This is a genomic window from Modestobacter sp. SYSU DS0904, assembly GCF_054051115.1.
On the sequence record NZ_JBJHAQ010000039.1, the window covers coordinates 15,417 to 34,855 of the forward strand.

Below are 19,439 nucleotides of genomic sequence, written 5' to 3' on the forward strand. Positions count from 1 at the left end.
GACCACTTCTCCCTACCCCGCCGATCCCGCCCAAACATGCCTGCGGGGGTCGTGTGCCGCCGGCCCGATTCCCGGTCCGTGGTCGTTTTCGTCCCGGGGGCACGGGTAGCGCGAAGAGGGACGCTGATGTCGACGCGAGGGGATCTCGCCATGAGCCAGACAGTCGCGGACGTCCTGCTGGAACGCCTCTCCGAGTGGGAGGTGGACACCGTCTTCGCCTATCCGGGCGACGGGATCAACGGGATCCTGGCCTCCTTCGGTGAGCAGGACGCCATTCGTTTCGTCCAGTCCCGGCACGAGGAGATGTCCGCCTTCGAGGCGGTCGGTTACGCGAAGTTCACCGGCCGGGTGGGGGTGTGCATGGCCACCTCCGGCCCGGGCGCCATCCACCTGCTGAACGGCCTGTACGACGCCAAGCTCGACCACGTGCCCGTCGTCGCGATCGTCGGGCAGACCGACCGCAGCGCGATGGGCGGCTCCTACCAGCAGGAGGTCGACCTGCAGTCGCTGTTCAAGGACGTCGCCCACCACTACGTGCACGAGGTGAACGTCCCGGAGCAGCTGCCCAACGTCCTGGACCGGGCGATCCGGACCGCGGCCGCGGAGCACGCGCCGACGGCGATCATCATCCCGGCGGACGTGCAGGAGCTCGAGTACAGCCCGCCGACGCACGAGCACAAGATGGTGCCCTCGAGCAGGGCGCACACCTCCGCACCGATGGTCGTGCCCGACGACGCCTCGATCCGCGCCGCCGCCGACCTGCTGAACTCCGGCAGCAAGGTGGCCATGCTCGTCGGGCAGGGGGCGCGCGGTGCCCGCGCCGAGGTCGTCGAGGTCGCCGACCTGCTCGGCGCCGGGGTGGCCAAGGCGCTGCTGGGCAAGGACGTGCTCCCCGACGACCTGCCGTTCGTCACCGGCTCGATCGGGCTGCTCGGCACCCGGCCGACCTGGGAGATGATGAAGGACTGCGACACGCTGCTGACGGTGGGCTCGAACCTGCCCTACAGCGAGTTCTTCCCCGAGTACGACCAGGCCCGCGCCGTCCAGATCGACCACGACGCGAAGTTCATCGGGATGCGCTACCCCTACGAGCTCAACCTGGTCGGCGACGCGGCGGCCACCCTGCGGGCGCTCATCCCGCTGCTGCAGCGCAAGGAGGACCGCTCCTGGCGCGAGGGCATCGAGGACGGCATCCGGCGCTGGTGGGAGACGATGGAGAAGCGGGCGACCACCGACGCCGATCCGGTGAACCCGATGCGGCTGTTCTCCGACCTCAACGGCCGGCTGCCCGGCAACGCCATCGTCACCGCCGACTCCGGCTCGGCTGCCAACTGGTACGCCCGGCACCTCCGCTTCGGGCCGGACAACCGCGGCTCGCTGTCGGGGACCCTGGCCACCATGGGCCCGGGAGTGCCCTACGGGATCGGCGCCAAGTTCGGCCACCCGGACCGCCCGGTCATCGCCTTCGTCGGCGACGGCGCGATGCAGATGAACGGCATGGCCGAGCTCATCACCATCGCCCGTTACTGGCAGGAGTGGGCCGACCCGCGCCTGGTCGTCGCCGTGCTGCACAACAACGACCTCAACCAGGTCACCTGGGAGATGCGCGCGATGGGCGGGGCGCCCAAGTTCGCCGACTCGCAGACCCTGCCCGACGTCTCCTACGCGGCCTTCGCCGCCAGTATGGGCTTCGAGGCGATCACCGTCGACGACCCCGACCAGGTGGGCCCGGCCTGGGACCGCGCCCTGGCCGCGGGCCGGCCGGCGGTGATCGACCTGATCTGCGACGCCGACGTCCCGCCGATCCCGCCGCACGCGACGCTGGAGCAGATGACCGACACGGCCAAGTCGCTGCTCAAGGGCGACGAGGACGCCTGGGGCGTGGTCAAGCAAGGCACCAAGACCAAGGTCCAGGAGTTCCTGCCCAACCGGAGCTGACCCGTGGCGACCGCATCGCTGCCCCTGCCCACCACCCGTCCGGGCGGGCCCGGCGCCCCGGACGTCGCCGCGCTGGGGGCGGAGCTCCGCCGCCGGGTCGACGGCGAGGTCCGGTTCGACGCCGGGACGCGGGCGGTCTACTCGACCGACGCGTCCAACTACCGGACACCTCCGCTGGGGGTCGTCGAGCCACGCACGGTGGACGACGCCGTGGCGGCCCTGGCGGTGTGCCGGGAGTTCGGCGTCCCGGTGCTGTCCCGCGGCGGCGGGACCAGCCTGTCCGGCCAGACCACCAACGCCGCCGTCGTGCTGGACTGGAGCCGGCACTGCAACCGGCTGGAGTCCCTCGACGTCGGGGCCCGGCGGTGCGTCGTCGAGCCGGGCATGGTGCTGGACCACCTCGACGAACGGCTGGCCGAGCACGGTCTGACCTGGGGGCCGCAGCCGGCGACCCACTGGACCTGCACGGTCGGCGGCATGCTCGGCAACAACGCCTGCGGCGCCTCGGCGCAGACCTACGGCAAGGCCGTGGACAAGGTCGCCCGGCTGGAGGTGCTGCTGGCCGACGGCACCCGGATGTGGGTGGGCCCGACCTCGGAGGAGGAGTACGCCGGGATCGTCGAGGCCGGCGGGCGCCGGGCCGAGGTGTACCGGGGTCTCCGCGAGCTGCGGGACCAGCACCTGGCCCGGATCCGCACCGGGTACCCGCAGATCCCGCGGCGGGTGTCGGGCTTCAACCTGGACTCGTTGCTGCCCGAGCACGGCTTCGACCTGGCCCGCGCGCTGGTCGGCAGCGAGGGGACGCTGGTGACCGTCCTGCGCGCCGAGCTGCTGCTCTCCGAACTGCCGGGGCACCGGCGGCTGGCCGTGCTGGGGTACCCCGACGTGGTGACCGCCGGTCGGGAGGTCACCCGGGTGCTGCCCTGGCAGCCGCACCGGCTGGAGGGCGTCGACGACGTGCTGCGCCGCAACCAGGCCGAGGAGGGGATGAACCCCCGGGCGCTGGAGAAGCTGCCCGAAGGGGACAGCTGGCTCCTCGTCGAGCTCGCCGACGACGACCCCGACGAGCTCGGCCGGCGGATGGACGGGCTGATCGCCGACGCCTGCGCGGCGCCGGAGCCGCCGTCGGTCCTGGTGCTGGAGGACCCCACGGAGCAGGCCGACCTCTGGGCCTTCCGGGAGGCGGGGCTCGGCGCGACGGCGCACCCGCCGAGCGGGCGCGACACCTGGCCCGGCTGGGAGGACTCCGCGGTCGCACCAGAGGACCTGGGGTCCTACCTGGCGGAGCTGCGCGACCTGCTGGACCGGCACGGGCTGACCCCCGCGTCCACCTACGGGCACTTCGGGCACGGCTGCGTGCACCTGCGCATCCCGTTCGAGCTCGATTCCCCCGGTGGCGCCGCCGGCTACCGGTCGTTCCTGGAGGAGGCCGCGGACCTCGTCACCCGCTACGGCGGCTCGCTGTCCGGTGAGCACGGCGACGGCCAGGTCCGCGGTGAGCTGCTCGGGAAGATGTTCCCGCCGGAGCTGATCGGCGCCTTCGAGCGGATGAAGCAGCTGCTCGACCCGGAGAACCGGATGAACCCGGGCAAGGTGGTGGCGCCCCGGCCGCTGGACGCGGACCTGCGGCTCACCGACGACCACCCCGCGTGGGAGCCCGAGGTGACCTTCGGCTACCCCGAGGACGGCGGCTCCTTCGCGCAGGCGGCCGCCCGCTGCGTCGGCGTCGGCAAGTGCCGGGCCACCCTCGGCGCGGGCGCGGAGGGCGCGGTGATGTGCCCGAGCTACCAGGTGACCGGCGACGAGAAGCACTCCACCCGGGGCCGGGCCCGGGTGCTTTTCGAGATGCTCCGCGGGGACGTCATCCGGGACCGGTGGCGCTCCACCGCCGTCCGGGACGCCCTGGACCTCTGCCTGGCCTGCAAGGGGTGCAAGAGCGACTGCCCCGTCGACGTCGACATGGCGACCTACAAGGCGGAGTTCCTCTCCCACCACTACGCCGGCCGGGTGCGCCCGCGCACCCACTACTCGCTGGGCTGGCTGCCGCTGGTCGCCCGGGCCGCCGCGCTCGCCCCCGGGCTGGTCAACGTCGCCACCCAGACACCGGGGCTCCGCCGGCTGGTGCAGGCGGTGGGCGGGGTGACCACCGAGCGGGAGCTGCCGCTGTTCGCAGCCGAGCGGTTCACCCACTGGTACCGGGAACGCGGGCCGCGGGGAGACGGCCGGCGCGGGGAGGTCCTGCTGTGGCCGGACACCTTCACCGAGTTCTTCCACCCGGCCATCGGCCGGGCGGCGGTCGCGGTGCTGGAGGACGCCGGCTTCCGGGTGCGGCTGCCGGAGCAGGAGCTCTGCTGCGGGCTCACCTGGATCTCCACCGGCCAGTTGGACGTGGCCTCCCAGGTGCTGCGGCGCACGGCGCAGGCACTCGGCCCCGCGGTGCGGGACGGGGTGCCGGTCGTCGGGCTGGAGCCCAGCTGCACCGCGGTGTTCCGGGCCGACGCACCCGAACTCCTGCCGGAGGACGACGACGTCCGCCGGCTCGCCGAGAGCACCCGGACCCTCGCCGAGCTGCTCACCGAGCGCGCGCCGGACTGGTCCCCGCCCCGGGCCGAGCGGACGGCGATGGTGCAGACCCACTGCCACCAGCACGCGATCATGGGGTTCGACGCCGACCGCGAGCTGCTGGGCAGGGCCGGGTTCGACACCGACGTGCTCGACTCCGGCTGTTGCGGGCTCGCCGGGAACTTCGGGTTCGAGCCCGGCCACCACGAGGTCTCGATGGCGTGCGGTGAGCAGGTGCTGCTGCCCGCCGTGCGGGACGGCGACCCGCGGTCGGTCGTGCTGGCCGACGGCTTCAGCTGCCGCACCCAGATCGAGCAGGGCGACACCGGACGGCGGGCGGTGCACACCGCCGAGGCGCTCGCCGGCCTGGTCGAGGGGGCGCGGCTGGCCGAGCACCCCGAGCAGGTGCTGGCCGGGCGCCCGCGGCCGCCGGGCCGGATCGCGCAGACCGCCGCGGTCCTCGGCGCCACCGCGGCCGCCGGTGCGGTGACGGCCGGCGCCGTGGCGGCCACCCGGCGCCTGCTCCCGTCCTGACGACCACCTGAGAGAGGAGAGACCGCGTGCTCTGGCTCTGGCTCTGGTTCCTGTTCGTCCTGCTGCTGTTCCTCATCCCGCTCGGCTACGGCTGGGGCTACCGCGGGTGGGGGGCGCCCTACCCGTCCGCCTACCGGCGCGGGCGGCCCGTCGCCGGCGACCCCGCGGTCGATCCCGCGGTCGACCCTGCGGCCGACCCCGCCGTCGACCCGGCCGCGGACCCCGCGCTCGCGGAGGAGCGCAGCTGGGGACTGCTCGCCGACGTCCTCTGGGTCGTGCTGGTGGTCGCGATCGTCTGGCTGGTCGTCGGGCTGGTGCTGTGGTGACCACGTCCGACGCGCGGGTGGAGGCGCTCGACGTGGCCGTGTACCGGCTGCCCACCGACCAGCCCGAGGCCGACGGCACGCTGAGCTGGGACGCCACCACCGCGGTCGTCGTGCAGGCGCGCGGTGGCGGCGTCACCGGCCTGGGCTGGACCTACGCCGACGCCTCGGCCGCGGCGGTGGTCCAGGGCCTGCTGACCGACGTGGTCGTCGGGTGCCCGGTGCTCGACCCGCCGGCCGCGGCGTCCGCCATGGCCCGGGCGGTCCGCAACGCGGGCGCGCCGGGCCTGGTGGCGATGGCGATCTCGGCGGTCGACGTGGCCCTGTGGGACCTGAAGGCGCGGCTGCTCGACGTGCCGCTGGGACGGCTGCTCGGTGCGGTGCGCGAGGACGCCGCGGTGTACGCCAGCGGCGGGTTCACCACCTACGACGACGTGACCACCCGGCGCCAGCTGGCGGACTGGCGCGCGGCCGGGCACGACCGGGTGAAGATCAAGATCGGTGAGTCGTGGGGCACCGCGGTGGACCGCGACCTGGCGCGCAGCCGGCTGGCCCGGGAGGTCGTCGGCGACGGGGTGGACCTGCTGGTGGACGCCAACGGCGGGTACACCGCCAAGCAGGCGGTCCGGGTCGGCCGGGAGCTCGACGAGCTCGGCGTGGTCTGGTTCGAGGAGCCCGTCTCCTCCGACGACCTCCGCGGGCTGCGGCAGGTCCGGGAGCGGCTGGACGCCGACGTCGCCGCCGGGGAGTACGGCGCCCGGCTGACCGACTTCGCCGCACTCTGCGGTGCGGGCGCGGTCGACTGCCTCCAGGTGGACGCCAGCCGGTGCGGCGGGGTCACCGAGTGGCTGCGGGCCTCGGCGCTGGCGGCCGGGCACGAACTGGAGGTGTCCGCCCACTGCGTGCCCACCCTCCACGCCCACCTCGCGCTGGCCACCCCGAACCTGCGCCACCTGGAGTGGTTCCACGACCACGACCGGTTCGAGCGGCGGCTGTTCGACGGGGTGCCGGACCCGGTGGCGGGCCGGGTGCGCCCGGCCGGCGACGCCCCCGGGCTCGGGCTCACCCTCCGGCAGCCCGACCTGGCCGACCTCCGGGTCGGGTGACCCCGCGACGGCAGCGGGAGTGCCGTCACCCGGGCAGCCGGGTCACCCGGGCAGCCGGGTCACCCGGGGAGGACGTGTCACCCGGGCAGGACGTGGGAGAACACCGACGTCGGCGTCCCGTCCCGGTCCCGGACGACCGACACCCGCACGAGGACCGGCACGGTCGAGCCGTCGGCGCGCACGAACGCCGTGGACAGCTCGGTCACCCCGATGAACTCGGTGAAGAGCCCGTCGACGGCTGACCGGTCCGGCGGAGGGGTGAGCTCCTGCACCCGGCAGTCGCGCAGCTCCTCGGTCGTGGTGCCCAGGAGGGCGGCGAAGGCCTTGTTCACCCGGAGCAGCCGCCCGTCCATCCGGGTCAGCGTCATGCCGATCGGGGCGTCGTCGAAGGCGTGCCGGAACATCGACTCGCTGGCCGCCAGCGCCCGCCGCGCCTCGACGGTGGCGGTGACGTCCCGGGACACCGACAGCACCTCCCGCACCCGGCCGTCGTCGTCGCGCAACTGCCGGGTGTCGCTCTCCAGCCAGCGCAGGCTGCCGTCCCGGTGCACGTACCGGTGCACGGCGGTGCCGTCGAGCACCCGCGCGGCCAGCCCCGGGTCGGCGTTCAGCCGGGCCAGGTCCTCGGGGTGCAGCAGGTCGCCGATCGACCGGCCCACCAGCTCCTGCGGCAGCCAGCCCAGGAGGGCGCCGCTGCTGGCGGAGGCGTAGCTGATCCGGAGGTCCGGCGCGGTCACCAGGACCAGCTCGTCGGTCCCGCCCAGCGGCAGCACCGCGCTGCCATCGGCCCCGGCCGCCGGGCCGGTGACCGCGCGGCGGGCCAGCCGGGCAGCCAGCGCGGGGGAGGCCGGCTCCGGCTTGCCGAACAGCCAGCCCTGCGCCGCGTCGCAGCCCATCGCGATCAGCTGCCGGGCCTGCTCGTCGGACTCCACGCCCTCGGCCAGCACCCGGCGGCCCAGGCTGTGCGCCGCCTCGACCACCAGCCGGACCAGCACGGCATCGGCGGTGTCACTGGCCACCCGTTCGATGAAGGACCGGTCGATCTTCACCAGGTCCAGCGGCAGCGCGCGCAGCAGGCTCAACGCCGAGTGCCCGGCGCCGAAGTCGTCCAGCGCCAGCCGCACACCCAGGTCGCGGATCTGGGTGAGCCGGGCAGCGGTGGCCCCCAGGTCGGTGATCGCGGCGGTCTCGGTGATCTCCAGGCACAGCCGCTCGGCGGCGAGCCCGCTGTCGGCCAGCGCCCGCACCACGTCGTCGGTGAAGTCCCGCTGGGCCAGCTGGACGGCGGAGACGTTCACCGCGACCGTGGCGGCGACGCCGGTCGGCCCGGTCGGCCACCCGGCCGCCTCCCGGCAGGCGGTCTGCAGCACCCAGCGGCCCAGGTCGACGACCAGGCCGGTCTGCTCGGCCAGTGGGATGAACCGGTCGGGCGGGACGACGCCGAGCTCCGCGTCGTCCCAGCGGGCCAGCGCCTCCACCCCGGTCACCTGCCCGCCCGGCAGCGCGACCACCGGCTGGTAGTGCAGCGCCAGGCCGCCGGTCTCGATGGCGTGCCGCAGCCGGCGTTCCATCGCGTGCCGGGCGCGGACGACGTCGGTCGCCTCCGCGTCGGCCAGCAGCTCGCTGCCGAAGTGCGCCACCCGGCCGCGGCCCAGCGACTTGGCGCGGTACATCGCCAGGTCCGCCTGGTGCAGCAGGTCGTCCATCGAGGCCGGCACCCGCGCGTCGGAGCTGGCCACCCCCACGCTGGCACCCAGGCTCACCAGGTGTTCGGCCGGGCCGTCGGCGCCCAGCGCGCTGACCACGAACGGCGCGGCGGCGGCGAGCACGATCCGCTCGGCCAGCGCGCTGCTCTGCTCGGCGGTCATCGGCGCCGCGGCGACGACGGCGAACTCGTCGCCGGACAGCCGCACCACCAGGTCCTCGGCGCGGGCCACCGCGCGCAGCCGGTGGGCGAACTCCACGAGCACCTGGTCGCCGGCGCTGTGCCCGAGGTGGTCGTTGACGTCCTTGAACCGGTCGAGGTCGATGTAGCACAGCACGCCGTGGCTGCCGGTCTGCCGGAGCCGTTCGAGCAGGGAGATCCGGTTGGGCAGCCCGGTCAGCGGGTCGTGCAGCGCCTGCCAGGCGTACTGCTGGGCGAGGTGCTCGAACAGCGCGGTCACCGGCACCACGAGCAGCCGGTGCCCCGGACCGGTCACGACGACGGCGTCCAGCAGCGTGTCACCGGCGGCACGGCGTTCGACCACCGCCGCGGCTGCCTGCGGCACCGGGGCGCCGTGCGGGAAGCAGAGGGTCTCGGGCACCCCGAGGTCGGGGAGTTCGCGCCGGGCGTGCACCAGCCGGCCGTAGCCGAGCCGGCCGGTCATCGCGACCTCGAACCAGGAGCGGCTGACCAGCACCGGCGCCTCGGGCCGGTCGGTGACCACCCAGCGCAGCCCCGCGTCCCGGCGGAACAGGGCGTCCAGGGCCGCCAGCGGCACCCGCGGCGGCACCAGCCGGGCCGGCACCGCCAGGCCGCCCAGGGTGGTGACCGCCGGACCGGCGTCCGGCGCGGCGGGGGGCGCCGGCAACGCAGGCAGCGCAGGCAGCGCAGCGTCGGTCGTCCCGGTGCTGGTCATCGACCGCCGTCCTCCCCGGACCGCCGTGCGGCGATCGTCGGGAGGAATGATGATCATGTCCGTCGGTGCGGGCGATGGCCTCTCACCCGTCCGGGTCGGCGTCGTCATGAGCCCCTGGAGGCGCCGATCGCCGCGGTCGGGGACGATGGCCCCGTGGTGGCACCCCCGGCGCACGAGCTGATCGTCCTGGTCGACGAGGACGGGACGGCCATCGGCACGTTGCCCAAGCCGCTGGTGCACCACGGTGAGACCCCGTTGCACCGGGCCTTCTCCGCCTACCTGTTCGACGACGCCGGCCGGTTGCTGGTCACCCGCCGCGCCGAGGACAAGCAGACCTTCCCCGGGATGTGGACCAACACGGTCTGCGGGCACCCGGGCCCGGGGGAGGACGACCCGGCGGCGATCGCCCGCCGGGCGCGGTACGAGCTGGGCCTCGGGGTCGCGGAGCTGCGCCCGGCGCTGCCGGACTACCGCTACCGGGCGGTGTTCCGCGGCGTGGTGGAGAACGAGATCTGCCCGGTCTGGATCGGGCGGTTCACCGGGACGCCCGCGCCCGACCCGACCGAGGTGGGCGCGTGGGAGGTGCTGGACTGGGCCGAGTTCCGGGCCCGCCAGGAGGCCCAGCTCGACGACGCCTGGTCCCCCTGGTGCCGGGAGCAGGCGCGGCTCATCGAGTCCACCGGCCTTCTGCCCACCACCGGGTGAGGTACTGGAACGGCCCCGCTGCAGGGCCCCGCCACGAGCGTGCGAGTGGTGGGGGGCAGTGGGGTCCTTCAGCAGGCGTGGACGACGAGCCGGACCGTGCAGCCCTGGCCGGTGTCGTCGGCCGGGGTGGTGGTGAGGGTGTCGACCGACCGGCGGGCCAGCCACAGGCCCATCCCGCCGACGGCCATGTCGCCGTGGGCGGGGCCGTAGCCCACCAGCGGGTCGTCGAAGGACGTGCCCCGGTCGGTCACCGCGCACAGCAGCCGCTCCGGTGTGCACCACAGCTTCACGTCGACCGGGGGCACGCCGTGCTCGGCCGCGTTCGCGGTCACCTCGTCGATGGCCAGCACGAAGTCCTGCGCGGCGTCCTCGGAGAGGGCGCTGTCGGCCAGGGCCTGGCGCAGCGCCCTGCGCAGCGCGCGCATGTCGTCCAGGTCGATGACGGCCAGCGTGGGCTCGGTCTCCTCCAGCGGATCGGGCACCCCCGCCCGCTCCACCTCGCGCAGCAGCTCCTCGGGCGCCCGGTAGTCGGGGTTGCGCACGGTGCCCTCCTGGGTCAGCAGCCACGGGTGCGTCGCCCGGGCGACGGCTTGCGCATCCACGCCGTCCGGCTCGCCGGCAGCCGGGCGGAGCAGGCAGAGGTGGTCGACCGGGCGCTCGGCCAGCACGTGGTTGAGCAACGCCTCGGTCTGGACCCACATCGTCCAGTCGTCCGGCTCGCCGGGGCCGGTCACCAGGTGCAGCCGCCGCCCGTCGTCCGGGAGCTCGCCGTCGACGAGGGAGCCGATCGAGGCGATCGCGTTCGGAGGGCGTTCGCCCAGCGGGTCGGTGGGGCGGACGTGCACGTCCCCCGGGCGGCCCACGGCGGCCAGCAGCGCCCCGGCCACCGGTTCCGTGCAGGCGACCACCACCGGCTCACCGGCGTCCAGGGCGGCGCGCAGCACCGGCCCCACCACGGTGGCGACGTCGTCGCCCGGACGGATCACGTAGCCGACGTGCCGGTACCCCGGTGTTTCCGGGGTCGGTGACGGGACCACCTGCTCCTGGGCGCGCTCCACGGGTCGGGCCCGCCTCCTTCGTCGGTTGCTTCGACGAGGGGGTCTTGCCCGAGGACCGTGATCGGGACACATCGCGCGGAGGAACGTCACACCGCCCGGCATGGGCGGACGACCGACGGTGTTGCAGCCGCCGTGCACAACGACGTCGTGGTGATCGGGGCCGGGCAGGCCGGGCTGTCGGCCGGGTACGGGCTGCGCCGGGCCGGGGCCGACTTCGTCGTCCTGGACGGGAACGCCGGGCCGGGCGGGGCCTGGCGGCACCGCTGGCCGTCCCTGCGGCTGGACCGCACGCACCGGATCTCCCCGCTGCCGGGGATGCCGCTGCCCGAGACCGATCCGGCCGCACCGGCCAGCGAGGTGGTCGCCGACTACTTCGCCGGCTACGAGCGACGCTTCGAGCTGCCGGTGCGGCGGCCGGTCGCCGTCCGTTCGGTGCGGCGCACCGGTGACGGCTTCGTGCTCGACACCAGCGCGGGGGAGTGGACGGCGCGCGGGGTGGTCAACGCCACCGGCACCTGGACCCGCCCCTTCTGGCCGACCTACCCGGGCCGCGAGCTGTTCCGGGGCCGGCAGCTGCACGCCGCCGACTACCGCGGCGCCGAGGAGTTCCGTGGGCAGGCGGTGGTCGTCGTCGGCGGGGGGACGTCGGCGGTGCAGCAGCTGATCGAGATCAGCGAGGTCGCCGCGGCGACCACCTGGGTGACCCGGCGGGAGCCACGCTGGCGCAGCGACGGGTTCGACGAGGACGCCGGCCGGGCCGCGGTGGCGCTGGTCGACCAGCGGGTGCGTGCCGGGCTGCCGCCGGGCAGTGTCGTCGGGGTCACCGGGCTGCTGGAGACCGAGGCGGTGCTCGCCGCCCGGGCCCGCGGGGTGCTCGACCGGCTGCCGGTGTTCGACCGGCTCACCCCTGACGGCGTGGCCTGGGACTCCCCGGCCCGCACGGTCCGCGCCGACGCCGTGCTCTGGGCCACCGGCTTCCGGGCGGCGCTGGACCACCTCGCGCCGCTGCACCTGCGCGGCCCCGGCGGCGGCATCGCGATGGACGGCACCCGGGTGGTCGCCGAGCCACGCCTGCACCTGGTCGGCTACGGCCCCTCGGCCAGCACGATCGGGGCCAACCGGGCCGGCCCGAGCGCGGCCCGGGAACTGCTCCGGACGCTGCGCGGCGACGTCGCGGCCTGAACACATCCTGCCGAACGGAGCAGGTGGGTACGTCACCCATTGGAACTACAATGAGTGATCCTGCGACTACATTGTGCGTAGTGTCGGGGGCGAGGGCACCTCGAGCACCGGCATCCACGCCGATGACGTCTTCAGCGCACCGCGAGTCCGGCGCTCCCTGCGCCGGAGACAGGAGCGCCGACGTGGCGTCGGTCCCCAGCACACTCCCCTCCACCCGCCGGTTCAGCCGTGCGGGCGTCGCGACCAGCCTGGTCGCGGTCTCCGGCCTCGGACTCTGGGCCGGGCTCTCCGGTACCGCGCAGGCGGCCACCGCCGTGCCGCTCGGTGACGCGCAGAGCTTCGCCGTCCTGGCCGGCGCCGGCATCACCAACACCGGCGCGACCACCGTCACCGGTGACATCGGCAGCTTCTCCACCACGACCATCGACGGCGGGATCACCCTGGCCCCGGGCAGCACGAACCACGGTGGTGACTCCGTCACCCAGGACGCCAAGACCGCGCTGACGAACGCGCTCACCATCGCGGCCAACGCCACGCCCCGGACGCCGGTCGCCGCCGGGGAACTGGGCGGGCTCGACCTGTCCGCCGGCGTCTACAACTCCAGCGGCTCCACACTCGACCTCACCGGCACGCTGACCCTCGACGGCGGGGGCAGCTACGACTCGGTCTTCATCTTCCAGGCCACCAGTGACCTGATCACCGCGGGGAACAGCACCGTCGCGCTGACCAACGGCGCGCAGGCCTGCAACGTCTTCTGGCAGGTGACCAGCTCGGCCACGCTGGGCGGCAACTCGGACTTCGTCGGCACCATCCTGGCCGACACCGCGATCACCCTGGGCACGCTCGCCCGGGTCGAGGGTCGGGTGCTGGCCAGCACCGCGGCGGTCTCCTTGGACACGAACGTGATCACCCGGCCGGACACCTGCCGCACGGGCGCTGTCACGCCGGTGGTGGTGACCCCGCCTCCGCCCGCGCCGCCGACGAGCACCCCGACCGACACCCCCGGCCCGACGGCCACGCCGACCGGCACCCCCGGCCCGACGGCGACGCCGACCGGCACCCCCGCGCCCACGGCGACCCCGAGCGGCAGCGCGCCCGCCACGGCGCCGTCGGCCGGCAGGACGTCCGGTTCCACCACCTACGGGCAGGTCGGCCGGGTGCCGGTCGGTGCGGTGGACACCGGGGACGGCAGCACCCTCGGGGAGCACGCGTTCCGCACGCCGTGACGTCCGGGCGCGCGACGGCCGTCCCACGGGTGGGCGCCCGGCGGTCGGTCCGGCTGTGGCTGGCCGGGCTGGCCCTGCTGCTCGCCCTCGGCGCGGCCGGCTGCGCGGGTGCGGCGTCGACCGCACCGGTGGCCGAACCGGCGGTCACCGCACCGTCGGACAGGGCGGCGCCCGGCGCCGACCTGCCGGTGGTGCTGCCGGAGTCCGCGCCGGTCCGGGTCCGGATCCCCGCGATCGGCGTGGACTCGGAGCTGATGGACCTGGGGCTGCAGGCCGACGGCACCATGGAGGTCCCCGCCGGCGGGTTCCCGGCCGGCTGGTTCACCGAGGCGCCCACCCCCGGCGAGCGGGGCCCGGCCGTGCTGGCCGGTCACGTCGACTGGGCCGGGGCCCCGGGGGTGTTCGCCGACCTGCGGGACGTGGTGCCCGGTGACGAGATCAGCGTGCTCCGCACCGACGGGACCACCGCCGTCTTCGCCGTGCGCGAGGTCGGTCGGTACGACAAGGACGCCTTCCCGACCGCCGACGTGTACGGCGACCTCGACCACGCCGGGCTCCGGCTGATCACCTGCGGGGGGATCTTCGACCAGCAGGCCGACAGCTACCGCGACAACACCATCGTCTTCGCCGACCTGGTCGCGCCGGCCTGACGCCGCTCCTCGTCCTCGCTCAGCCGGGCTGGTCGGCGAGCCGGACGGCGATCAGCGCGACGTCGTCCTCGGCGCCGTGCGGCAGCAGCCGGGTGAGCAGTGCGTCGGCGATGTCGTCGACCGGCCAGCCCCCGACGGTGGCCAGCTCGGCGCACAGCCGCTCGACCCCCTCGTCGAAGACCTGGTCGCGGCGCTCGACCAGGCCGTCGGTGTAGAGCAGCACGGTCGAACCGCGCGCGACGGTGGTGACGTGCTCGCGGCGGGGGGCGCCGGGATCGACCCCGAGCAGCATCTCCGGGTGCGGCCCGTCGAGCGCCCGCACCGCCCCGGTGGGGTCCTGCACCACCGGGGGCAGGTGCCCGCCGTTGGACCAGCGCAGCCGGGTGACCCCGTCGGCCCGCTCCTGCGGCGTCTGCTCCAGCCGGGCCACCAGCACCGAGGCCATGGTCTTCAGCTGCAGCCCCTCGATCGCCCGGTCCAGCCGGACCAGCACCTCGCCCGGGCTCTCCGCGCTGTCGAAGGCGATGCCGCGCAGCAGCCCGCGCAGCTGGCCCATGCAGGCCGCGGCCTCGGTGTCGTGGCCCACCACGTCGCCGATCACCAGCATGGTGCTGCCGTCGGGCTGCTGGAAGACGTCGTACCAGTCGCCGCCGACCTGCGCCTCGCGGGCGGCCGGCTCGTAGCGGACGGCGAAGTCCAGGTGGTCGAGGTACGGCGGCTCCGAGAGCAGGCTGCGCTGCAGGGTGAGCGCGGCCTGGGCCACCCGCCGGCTGCGCGCGTAGAGCGCCTCCAGCAGGTTGGCGCGCAGGTCGCCGACCTCGTCGAGCTGGGCCGGGGACCACGGCTCGGAGCGGTTGCGCACGACCTCTCGCCAGCGGTCGAAGGACTTCCGCGGCGACAGCCGGACGGCGTCGCCCTCGCGCTCGGCGATCGCCTTGTTGTGCGGATCGCCGCCCCAGTCGACCGAGTGCACCTGCTCGGCGCGGGTCCAGATCACGTACTGGCCCTCCGGCAGCGGCAGGGCCAGCACGCCGCAGGCCAGCTCCGCCGGTGCCGGCAGGTGCGGCGCCACCAGCGGCAGCCGGTCGGTGCTCACCACGTCGCTGCCCTGCTCGGCTGCCCAGGCGGCCAGGGCGCTGACGACCGTGGCCGGCAGCGGGACGCCGGCGGCGGCGGTGGTGCCCTGCAGGTTCAGCACCACCGAGTCGGCCGGGACGACGTCGAGCAGTCCGGGGCTGCCCAGCAGGCTCTCGGAGAGCGGGCGGTCCTCGTCCAGGGCCGCCGCGGTCAGCCAGGCCATCGTCGAGCGGACCTGCAGCGCGCGCCGGTGCTCCTCGTCCTGCGCCCGGTCGACCAGCCGCAGCGACAGCGCCGAGCCCAGGAACTCGGCCGCGGCCCGGGTGGCGTAGGGCGGTGCGTGCGGGCCGACGTAGTGGTGGCAGGCGATCAGCCCCCACAGCTTCTCGTCGCGCAGCAGGGAGATCGACATCGAGGCGCGCACACCCATGTTGCGCAGGTACTCGCAGTGGATCGGCGAGACGCTGCGCAGCGTGGAGAAGGTCAGGTCCAGGGGCGCACCGGTGGCCGGCAGGTCGACCGGCTCCAGCCGCGATGGCGTGTAGTCCACGTCGTCGATCAGCCGGACCCAGTTCTTCTCGTACAGCGCCCGGGCCTGGGCGGGGATGTCCGAGGCCGGGTAGTGCAGGCCGAGGAAGGAGTTCAGCCCGGCCACCTTCGCCTCGGCGACGACCTCGCCGTTGTAGTCGGCGTCGTAGCGGTAGACCATCACCCGGTCGAAGCCGGTCAGCGTGCGCACCGCCTCGGCGGTGATGTCGTACAGCTGCTGCAGCGACGTCGCCCGGTTCAGCTCGGCGATCGTGCCGCGCACCGCCTGGTAGGTGTTGGGGAAGGAGAACGGTCGCGGGCCCGAGGCCGGCTCCAGCTCCACGACCAGGGTGCTGGCCACCACCGTGCCGGCCGCCTGCCCGCTGACCGGCGGGCCGTCGCTCAGTGGCACGAGGACGTCCTCCGCGCGGTGCGCCGCCCGGTGGAGGATCGCGTCGACCGGGCAGGGCGTGCCGTCGCAGTCGAGGATCAGCTCCACCGGGTTCCGCTCGCGCAGGTCGCCGAAGGCGCTGGTCGAGCGGGCCACGGCCTCGGCGGCGGGCACCCCGAGCACCTCGGTCAGCGGACGGCCGAGCGCGTCGTCCCAGGCCATCCCGACGACGTCGGCCAGGTTGCGCGAGACCTGCCGCACCACCATGTCCGGCTCGCTGACGGCCAGCAGGACCCCGCGCGGCTGGATGCTCCCGGGGACGTGGATCGGCTCCCGCTCGCAGTTGCCGAGGTCGACCGGTTCCCCCGGCGCCAGCCACGGGCTGGTCCGCGCCTGATCGGTCATGCGGTGACCTCGCTCCCTCGGACCTGCCCCTGCGGCGGCACCGCTGTCGAGCTTCCCCGCTCGACGCCGACCGCGCCGCACCAGATGGCCAGCGCGGTGAAGGTCTCCCGCGCCGCCGCCACCAGGCGACCCGCGTCGCCCCCGTCGGCGACCCGCTCCCGGGTCACCGTCCGGAAGGCGTGCCACATCGCCCCGGTCTCGGCGCCGTAGGGGGAGAACGCCCGCAGCGCGCCCGGCGCCGCCACCTCCGGCAGCGTGGCCAGGTGCCGGTCGATGAACACCCCGCCGAGCGTCGACCCCTCCAGCACGTACAGCCGGCCCAGCGCCTCGTCGGTGCCGGCGACCGCGACCAGCTCCGGCTGGGCCGGCGGCTCCGCGGGCGGCGCACCCAGCTCGGTCAGGTCGGCGGCGAACAGGTGCGACCGCCGCCGGCGGGACCACTCGACCCGGGCGGCGTCGGCCGGTTCGGCCGTGGCCCAGGCGTCCAGGCCGGCCTCGGCGGCGCGCCAGAACCCGTGCATCCGGGTGAGGGCGGCGACCAGGCGCGCGCGGGTCAGCCGCGGGTCGAGCAGATCCAGGGTGTCCTCGACGGCCCGGTGCTCGGCGGCGGTCCCGGTGCGCAGCCGCCGCAGCACGTCAACGTCGTCGGTCACCCGGCCCCCGTCGTCCACGGCGTCGGCCCCGGTCCCGGGGAGCGCGTCTCCTGCTGGTTCAACCCCCTCAGGGTAGGTCACGAGGGTGTCGGTCCGCCGTCGGCGTCGTTGCGTCGATCAACTGGCGTTGATCAACTGGGCGGCGCGGACCCCGAGGTGCAGCAGCAGCCGGTCCGCGCCGTCGCTGAGGTCCAGCCCGGTGAGCTGCTCGATCCGGCCCAGCCGGTAGTACAGCGTCTGCCGGTGCACGCACAGCTGCGCGGCCGCGCGCTGCGGGCTGGCCGCGCAGTCCAGCCACGCGGCGGCGGTCGCGGTGAGCACCGGGTCGGCCAGCAGCGGCGCCAGCACCGGGTCGGGTCCGGGCAGCGCAGCCACCTGCCGCCAGGCGCCCAGTTCGGTCCACGACGCGGCGGGGGAGAACCGGGGGTCGACCGCGGCGACCCGGGCCGCGATCCGGGCCTCCCGCCACTGGGCCGCCAGCTCGGCGCAGCCGGTGCGGGGCGCGGCCACCCCGGCCGTGCTGCCCGGCGGCAGGCCGGCCAGCGCCGCGGCGCTCAGGGCGCCCGCCGCACGCGGGTCACCGCCGCCGGTGAGGGCGAGCAGCACGGCGACCACGGCGCCGCCGTCCAGCACGGTGCTCACCGCACCGGCGCCCGGTGCGGTCCAGCCGGCGGGCAGCCCGGCCCCGCCCGGGCACAGCGCGACCAGCGTGACCGGCGTGCCGATGCCCACGGCGTCGGCCAGGCGGCGCACCGCGCGGTCGGGGGTGGTGGCGGTCAGCGCCGTGTGCAGGGCGGTGGACAGCTCGGCCGTCCCGGAGCCGGCCCCGGCCAGCAGGCGCCCGGCCTCCGCGGCCAGCTCCCGCGCCTCGGCCAGCCCCGGTGCGCGCGGATCGGTCACGTCGGTGCGTCCGCCGTCCAGCAGCCACAGCCACCCGTGCAGCCGGTCGCCCGAGCGCACCGGCAGGCAGAGCCGGGTGAGGATGCCGGCGGCCGGGTCGGCCGGGATCCGTAGCGGTCCGGTCGCGGTGGTGATGCCGTGCTCCTCGAACCGGGCGCGGACCTGCGGGGTCGAGCCGCGGCCGAGGATCGACCGGGTGCGGACGGCGTCCATGGTGCTGACGCCGTCGCCCTTGCCGTCCCCGTCGTCGCCCCCGTGGGCGCAGAAGGCGAGCAGGGTGAAGTCGCGGTCCTCCAGGGTCGCCGGGGCCGCGAGCAGCCGCGACACCACGTCCACCAGGTCCTGCAGGTCGTCGCGCACCGGGCTCCTCCCGTCGTTCATACGATCGTACGAAGCGAGGAGCAGGTTTCCCTACGTCTGTCGCTGGTGCGGGCGAGCCCGCGTCCCTAGCGTCGTGGGGCACACAACGGTGTTCGGCCCACTCGCCCCGGAGGCGCTCGTGCTCACCTCGAAGGCCCTGCGGGCCGCCGCACGTCGCCCCGGTCTGCGCCGGGTGGTGACCGGGACGCCGGTGACCCGGCGCGTCGTCGACCGGTTCGTGGCGGGGGAGACCCTGCCCGAGGTGCTCGACGTCGTCCGGACGCTCACCGACCAGGGCGTGGCGGTCACCCTGGACCACCTCGGCGAGGACGTGACCGACCGCGCCGAGGCGCAGCGCACGCGGGACGCCTACCTCGCCGCCCTGGAGGGTCTCGCGCCCCTCGGTCTGGGCCGGCGGGCGGAGGTGTCGGTGAAGCTGTCGGCCTTCGGCCAGGCGCTGCCGGTCGGTGGCGACGACCTCGCGCTGGAGCTGGTGCGCCCGGTGGTCGAGGCGGCGTCGGCGCTGGGCACCACGGTCACCCTCGACATGGAGGAGGCCCGCACCGTCGACTCCACCCTCGGCGTGCTGGCCGAGCTGCGCCGCGACCACCCCGGCACCGGCGCGGTGCTCCAGGCGATGCTGCACCGCACCGAGGACGACGCCCGCGCCCTCGCCGTCCCCGGGTCGCGGGTGCGGCTGGTCAAGGGCGCGTACCACGAGCCCGGCTCGGTCGCCTACCAGGACCGGGCGGAGGTGGACGCCGCCTACGGCCGTTGCCTGGAAGTACTGGTCCGCGGCGACGGGTACCCGATGGCCGGTACGCACGACCCGCGGTTCGTCCAGCAGATGCTCGACCTGGTCGCCGAGACCGGCCGCGCCAGCGACAGCTACGAGTTCCAGATGCTGTACGGCATCCGCCCCGACGAGCAGGCCCGGCTGGCCGCCGAGGGGCACGCCGTGCGCGCCTATGTGCCCTACGGCGCCGACTGGTACGGGTACTTCATGCGCCGCCTGGCCGAGCGCCCGGCCAACCTGCAGTTCTTCCTCCGCTCCCTCGCCACCCGTTCCTGACCCCCCCCCCCGCGGGCGCGGGGGGGGGGGGGGGGGGGGGGGGGGGGGGGGGGGGGGGGGGGGCGGGGGGGGGGGGGGGGGGGGGGCCGGGGGGGGGGGGGGGGGGGGGCGGGTCGGCGGCGCGGGGAAGGTGGTGGAGGTCGTCGTG

Annotated in this window: 14 protein-coding genes; 9 read left to right on the top strand and 5 right to left on the bottom strand. The window is 75.3% G+C overall.

What is annotated here, in order from left to right:
- The first annotated feature begins 150 nt into the window (after positions 1-150).
- The 4 genes from ACI79U_RS18480 to ACI79U_RS18495 are packed head-to-tail and all read left to right on the top strand — an operon-like array spanning position 151 to position 6,463.
- Entirely contained in the window at positions 151-1,938 is a 1,788-nt protein-coding gene (locus tag ACI79U_RS18480; protein ID WP_457068312.1) for a thiamine pyrophosphate-requiring protein, read from the top strand.
- A gap of 3 nt (positions 1,939-1,941) precedes the next feature.
- Positions 1,942-5,034 carry an FAD-binding and (Fe-S)-binding domain-containing protein gene (locus ACI79U_RS18485; protein ID WP_457072819.1) on the top strand — a complete coding sequence of 1,031 codons (3,093 nt, stop codon included), beginning with the start codon at positions 1,942-1,944 and terminating at the stop codon, positions 5,032-5,034.
- Between the two features lie 26 nt (positions 5,035-5,060).
- A complete protein-coding gene (locus ACI79U_RS18490) occupies positions 5,061-5,360 on the top strand; it encodes a hypothetical protein (protein ID WP_457068307.1) in 300 nt (99 codons plus the stop codon).
- Complete coding sequence (locus tag ACI79U_RS18495; RefSeq protein WP_457068305.1) at positions 5,357-6,463, top strand: enolase C-terminal domain-like protein; 1,107 nt, start codon at positions 5,357-5,359, stop codon at positions 6,461-6,463. Before ACI79U_RS18490 ends, ACI79U_RS18495 begins: the two co-directional genes overlap by 4 nt.
- A 77-nt stretch (positions 6,464-6,540) precedes the next feature.
- Here the strand turns inward: ACI79U_RS18495 and ACI79U_RS18500 are convergent, their stop codons facing one another.
- The gene (locus ACI79U_RS18500) at positions 6,541-9,084 is read right to left on the bottom strand and encodes an EAL domain-containing protein (RefSeq protein WP_457068303.1); all 2,544 of its coding nucleotides are present in this window, start codon (positions 9,082-9,084) and stop codon (positions 6,541-6,543) included.
- A gap of 153 nt (positions 9,085-9,237) precedes the next feature.
- Between ACI79U_RS18500 and idi the strand changes: the two genes are divergently transcribed.
- On the top strand, positions 9,238-9,789 hold the full coding sequence (gene idi / locus ACI79U_RS18505; protein WP_457068300.1) for an isopentenyl-diphosphate Delta-isomerase: 552 nt from the start codon (positions 9,238-9,240) through the stop codon (positions 9,787-9,789).
- A 68-nt stretch (positions 9,790-9,857) separates the two neighbouring features.
- Here the strand turns inward: idi and ACI79U_RS18510 are convergent, their stop codons facing one another.
- Positions 9,858-10,847 (bottom strand): ATP-binding protein, encoded by a 990-nt coding sequence (locus ACI79U_RS18510; RefSeq protein WP_457068297.1) that lies wholly within the window; start codon positions 10,845-10,847, stop codon positions 9,858-9,860.
- 132 nt (positions 10,848-10,979) lie between these two features.
- On the opposite strand from ACI79U_RS18510, the gene ACI79U_RS18515 reads away from it, so the two are divergent.
- From ACI79U_RS18515 to ACI79U_RS18525, 3 genes are all read left to right on the top strand, one after another.
- Positions 10,980-12,029 (top strand): NAD(P)-binding domain-containing protein, encoded by a 1,050-nt coding sequence (locus tag ACI79U_RS18515; protein WP_457068294.1) that lies wholly within the window; start codon positions 10,980-10,982, stop codon positions 12,027-12,029.
- A 182-nt stretch (positions 12,030-12,211) separates the two neighbouring features.
- Positions 12,212-13,255, top strand: coding sequence for an ice-binding family protein (locus tag ACI79U_RS18520; RefSeq protein WP_457068291.1), 1,044 nt, complete (start codon positions 12,212-12,214; stop codon positions 13,253-13,255).
- A gap of 29 nt (positions 13,256-13,284) precedes the next feature.
- Entirely contained in the window at positions 13,285-13,905 is a 621-nt protein-coding gene (locus tag ACI79U_RS18525) for a class F sortase (protein ID WP_457068289.1), read from the top strand.
- Positions 13,906-13,924: 19 nt separating this feature from the next.
- Here the strand turns inward: ACI79U_RS18525 and ACI79U_RS18530 are convergent, their stop codons facing one another.
- The 3 genes from ACI79U_RS18530 to ACI79U_RS18540 form a co-directional block, all read right to left on the bottom strand.
- Positions 13,925-16,306, bottom strand: a complete 2,382-nt coding sequence (locus ACI79U_RS18530) for a SpoIIE family protein phosphatase (RefSeq protein ID WP_457068286.1) — start codon at positions 16,304-16,306, stop codon at positions 13,925-13,927.
- Positions 16,303-16,959, bottom strand: a complete 657-nt coding sequence (locus ACI79U_RS18535) for a biliverdin-producing heme oxygenase (protein WP_457068284.1) — start codon at positions 16,957-16,959, stop codon at positions 16,303-16,305. The genes ACI79U_RS18530 and ACI79U_RS18535 overlap by 4 nt, the downstream gene beginning before the upstream one ends.
- A gap of 117 nt (positions 16,960-17,076) precedes the next feature.
- The gene (locus ACI79U_RS18540) at positions 17,077-18,219 is read right to left on the bottom strand and encodes a PucR family transcriptional regulator (protein ID WP_457068281.1); all 1,143 of its coding nucleotides are present in this window, start codon (positions 18,217-18,219) and stop codon (positions 17,077-17,079) included.
- Between the two features lie 109 nt (positions 18,220-18,328).
- On the opposite strand from ACI79U_RS18540, the gene ACI79U_RS18545 reads away from it, so the two are divergent.
- Positions 18,329-19,291, top strand: a complete 963-nt coding sequence (locus ACI79U_RS18545; RefSeq protein WP_457068279.1) for a proline dehydrogenase family protein — start codon at positions 18,329-18,331, stop codon at positions 19,289-19,291.
- Positions 19,292-19,439: the final 148 nt, after the last annotated feature.